At 71.2% G+C, this 4,527-nt stretch carries 5 protein-coding genes; 4 read left to right on the top strand and 1 reads right to left on the bottom strand.

Annotated features, from left to right (window positions below; all coding sequences use genetic code 11):
• Nucleotides 1–201: 201 nt before the first annotated feature.
• Nucleotides 202–849 carry a M15 family metallopeptidase gene (locus AN218_RS30810; RefSeq protein ID WP_244900859.1) on the bottom strand — a complete coding sequence of 216 codons (648 nt, stop codon included), beginning with the start codon at nucleotides 847–849 and terminating at the stop codon, nucleotides 202–204.
• Nucleotides 850–1,065: 216 nt separating this feature from the next.
• On the opposite strand from AN218_RS30810, the gene AN218_RS30805 reads away from it, so the two are divergent.
• The 4 genes from AN218_RS30805 to AN218_RS30790 all read left to right on the top strand — a co-directional run.
• On the top strand, nucleotides 1,066–1,746 hold the full coding sequence (locus tag AN218_RS30805; RefSeq protein ID WP_070020324.1) for a GOLPH3/VPS74 family protein: 681 nt from the start codon (nucleotides 1,066–1,068) through the stop codon (nucleotides 1,744–1,746).
• A gap of 59 nt (nucleotides 1,747–1,805) precedes the next feature.
• Entirely contained in the window at nucleotides 1,806–2,807 is a 1,002-nt protein-coding gene (locus AN218_RS30800; protein WP_079132771.1) for an oxygenase MpaB family protein, read from the top strand.
• A 348-nt stretch (nucleotides 2,808–3,155) separates the two neighbouring features.
• Nucleotides 3,156–4,304, top strand: coding sequence for an ABC transporter substrate-binding protein (locus AN218_RS30795; protein WP_079132770.1), 1,149 nt, complete (start codon nucleotides 3,156–3,158; stop codon nucleotides 4,302–4,304).
• Nucleotides 4,301–4,527: hypothetical protein (locus AN218_RS30790; RefSeq protein WP_420856039.1), on the top strand; the 227-nt coding region annotated here is incomplete at its 3' end. The genes AN218_RS30795 and AN218_RS30790, both read left to right, overlap by 4 nt.

Here is a 4,527-nt window from a genome sequence, read left to right as displayed (position 1 = left end):
CTGCGGCCCCCTGGTGCACGTTTTCTTCCGGCTTCCGGCTTCCGGCTTCCGGCTTCCCGCTCCCGGTTGTTGGTTGGTCGTGCGGGTTGCGGCCCCTGCACGCCCCTCGGGGTGCGCGTTCTCGGTCCCCTTCCGGCTTTCCGTTTCCGGTTCTGGGTGGGTCCTGTGCGGGGCTTCGTCTTCGGCGGCCGCCGGGGCAGGTCAGGGCGGGTCCGCCGGGCCGTAGCGGGCGCTCCGGGCCCGGGTCGTGAAGGCCCAGTAGCGGTCTCCGTACGACCAATGCCACCACTCCGTGGGGTAGTTGACCATGCCCGCCGAGCGGAGCGCGTGGATCATCGCCCCGCGGTTGCGGCGGGCGTGTGCCGGGAGGTCCGGGGCCGCCGTGTAGCAGGTTCCGGCGCTCTCCTCGGGGGTGGCTGCCTCGGGGCAGCCCATGTCCACCTCGGTGCCGTCCCGGGTGCGGACGGTGAGGTCGACGGCCGCGCCCGCGACATGGCCCGCCGTGTGGGACGGGGCGACCCAGCGTGCGGCCGCGCATGCGAGTTCCGCCTCAGTGGCCTCCGGCCGCAGCCTTCGCAGCGACGCCGCGTAGCCGTCGTAGATCTCCCGCTGCCGGGCGGGCGAGCGGTAGCCCTCCACCAGGAGCCAGTGCCAGCCGTACGGGAGCGAGCGTTCCGCGAGGGCCAGTCGGTCGGCCACCCCGGCGCGCAGATGCGCCCAGTGCCCCTCGGGATCCGAGCGGCGCTCGTCGACATGGAAGCGGGTCCGGCAGTCCACCAGCGGTTCGCCGCACTCCTCGACGGCGACCGCCGCGACCCTGGGGTCCGACATCAGTACGATCCCGTCCACCGCGTACCTCCCACACAGCATCCGCACAACCTCCGCCGAGTCGGATGATGCCGGGCGCACGGGCCCGCGTGCGCGTCGGTGCGCCCGGTGATGTCCCTTACGTCCGGGGGCGGCCGGGACGGCCGGGCCGTGCGGCGTCGCGTACGCGGCCCGTGCGGGCACAAAGGCCGTGACTGGGGCTTCGGTCGGCCCGCGCATCCGTGCTGTGATGGGGGCATGGACCGTAAGGACAAGAATCCGGGGGACGGGCGCAGCCTCCCCGCCGAGTTGTACCTGCTCGCGTGCGACACCGAGAAGGAGAAGCTCACGAAGCGGGATGTGCTCGGCAGTGTGCTGCGTGCGGCGGTGCTCGTCGAGTTGACCGACCGTGGGTGTATCACCGACGACAACGGCAAGGTGCGCGCCGTCGGTGACAGGCGTACGGGAGATCCGCTCCTCGACGAGGCGCTGCGCGGCATAGCGGCGGAGAAGCCGCGCAAGTGGAAGGCGTTGGTGCAGCGGGAGCGCAAGCAGACGTTCCAGGCTGTGGAGGCGCAGTTGGAGAAGAACCGCGCGATCCGCGTCGAGCGGCGCACATGGCTCTCCGACAAGATCCAGGTGAAGGACGCCACGCTGGTCAAGCGGCTGCACGCCGAGGCCGCCGAGACGCTCACCGGTGGGCGTCCCGTCGCCGAATTCAGCACCCGGCAGGCCGCGTTGACGGCGCTGGCCGCCGTGGGCGGGTTCCCGACCGTCACCTCGGGCAAGGACCGGCGTACGTACAAGAAGCGCATCAAGGAGCTGTCGGAGCGTGCCGGTGAGGCCGGGCCCGCGCTCAAGAAGGCGCTGGACGAGATGCAGATCGCGCAGGCCGCGGTGATCGGGGCCGCCGTCTCCGCGGGGTCCGCCGGGCAGTAACGGCCGCGTACGGCGCGGCAGTCGGCACGCGGGACGAGCCACGGGGAAGGAGCGGGCGTATGGAGGAGCATCCCGACGCCCGTTCCGGCCCCGGTGACGGTTCCGCCGCCCGTACGCCGGGGACGCCCGGGACGCCCGAGCCCCTGGGCCCCGACTCGCTCACCTGGACGTACTTCGGCGACTGGCGCGGAGTGCTGCTCGCCCCGTGGGCGGGCGCGATGCAGAACATGCACCCGGGCCTGGGCGCCGGAGTCGCCGAGCACTCCCGCTTCTTCGAGGAGCGCTGGCAGCGGCTGTTCCGGTCGCTGTATCCGATCGGCGGCGTCGTCTACGACGGCCCGCGTGCGGCCGAGACCGCGCGCCAGGTGCGCGGCTACCACGACACGGTCAAGGGCGTCGACGAACGGGGCCGCCCTTACCACGCCCTCGATCCGGACACCTTCTACTGGGCGCACTCCACCTTCTTCATGCTCACCGTCCTCGTCGCCGACCGCTTCGGTCCGGGTCTGAGCGAGGAGGAGAAGCACCGGCTCTTCGACGAACACGTGCGCTGGTGGCGGCTGTACGGGATGAGCATGCGGCCCGTGCCGGAGAGCTGGCCGGACTTCGAGGCGTACTGGGACCGGATGGCGGTCGAGGTCCTGGAGGACAACCGGCCCACGCGCGACGTCCTCGACATCCGCTTCATCGCCCGGCCGCCCGCGCTCTCCTGGATTCCGCATCCGGTCTGGCGTGCGCTGCGCGGTCCGCAGGCCCGGCTGACCGTGTGGTTCACGGTGGGGCTCTTCCCCGCGCCCGTACGCGAGCGCCTCGGCTACCGGTGGACCGTACGGGACGAGCGGCGGCTGCGGCGCCTCGGGCGGTTCGTCCATTACGCGTGGCGGCTGGTGCCGTTCCGGTTCCGCTACCACCCGCGGGCGCGCGCCGGCTGGGAGCGCGAGGCGGGGCGCAGGCCGGCCGGTGCGCCGCAGGTGGAGTCGCCCGTACGGAACGCGCCGCCGCCGGAGGAGAGGGATTCGCCCCGGCACTATGTGCCGCCGGGAGCGCGCGGGACGCGCTGACTGTTTCCCCGTGTAACACGGCAGTGGCGGCCCAACGAAGCGCGTATTGCATTCCGTCGTGCGGGCGCGGAGGGCTGTTGACCGTGCTGCGGGGCGTCGTTAGCTTCGACGGCATGCTCAATTCCGGTTTCACTCAGCGCCGTTCCGTGGATTTCCGGCGCGTCGCCTCCGCGCTCTGTAGCTGAAACCCGTATTCCGGCGCACGGTTCCCCCACGCTGTCCCGCCGTCCTCCGCAGCAATTCCCTCACCGATTCGGCGTTCTCCCGGCCGTACGCGCGCAGGTCTCCGCGACGGTCCGGTGACGCCTGCCGTACCGCCATCGCACCTGAACGAACCGGGACACGAACATGCCCAGCCCCGCTCCGTACACCCACGGTCCTCCGCGGCCGCTCTTCCGCGCGCATTCCTCCCGTACGTATGCGACGTACCTCCGACGGCACCGCAGATCGCGGAGCCTCGCGCTGCTGCTCTCCCTCACCGCCCCCGCGCTGCTGGTGAGTTGCGCGCAGCAGGACACCGGCGGCACCAGCGACGCGAAGCTCGCCGAGACGAAGATCCCGGCGAAGGTCTCCCCGAAGACGACGCTGACGATCGGTGCGCCGGAGGACCGGGTGATTCTCAAACTCTCCGGGGCCGCCGAGAAGCTGCCGTTCAAAGTGAAATGGGCCAACATCAGCGGCGGCCCGCAGTGCTCGGAGGCATTCCGCGCGCATTCCCTGGATCTGTGCGCCGCCGCCGAAGTGCCGTCCATTCACGCGCATTGGACGGGTCTGGACACCAAGCTCGTCGCGGCGGAAGTACGCAAGGACCCCCGGCGGAATCCGATTTACCGGCTCGGCATCGCGCCCGGCGCGCATATCGACTCGCTGAAGGATCTGCGCGGAAAGAAGATCGCGTTCAGCCCGGGGCAGGCACAGGGCGCCCTCGTGCTGCGCATCCTCGCGAAGGCGGGGCTGAAGAAGGACGACGTGAAGCTCGTCGAGATGCCCAGCACCGGCGACGTCTACTCGACCGCGCTCGGCGAGCGCCAGGTCGACGCGGCGCCCCTCGGGGACGTCAACCTCAAGCGCTATCCGGCCAAGTACGGCAAGCAGGGCGGCAAGACCATCCCGCACGGCATCCGGGACGACGCCTCCCATCTGTGGGCGCCGACCGAGTCCGTGGCCGACCCCGAAAAGGCCGCGGCGATACGGGAGTTCGTCAAGCTCTGGGCCCGCGCGCAGTTCTGGGCGTACGAGCACCCGAAGGAGTGGGTCGAGGGCTACGCGGTCAAGGACCAGGGCCTGAGCCACGACGACGGCGTCTATCTCCACCGCCACAACGGCGAGCCGGAGATCCCCGCCGACTGGGGCCCGGTGATCAAGCGCCACCAGCGGACCGTCGACCTGCTCGCGAAGGAGACCGGCCAGGAGAAGTTCGACGCGTCGACGCTCTTCGACCGGCGCTTCGAACACGTCGCGGCGAACGCCCTCAAGGCGGGGAAGGAGAAGCCGTGAGCGCCGCCGGCACACAGACGCAGAAGCAGACGCACACGCAGGAGCAGACGCAGGCGGATGCGGAGGCGGATGCGCGGAAGGACGCACCGGCACCGGCGGAGACCTCCGTACGGACGGACGGGAACGGTCTGCCGGACGGGCACCCGCAGAGCGACGGGAAGAGCGGGAACGGCAAGAGCGGAAACGGTAAGAGCGGGAAGGGGCCGGGGCGGCTGATTCCGCG

The sequence above is a fragment of the Streptomyces nanshensis genome (genome assembly GCF_001751255.1).
GTDB classification, from domain to species: domain Bacteria; phylum Actinomycetota; class Actinomycetes; order Streptomycetales; family Streptomycetaceae; genus Streptomyces; species Streptomyces nanshensis_A.
This window is presented reverse-complemented; position numbering and strand designations above follow the sequence as displayed.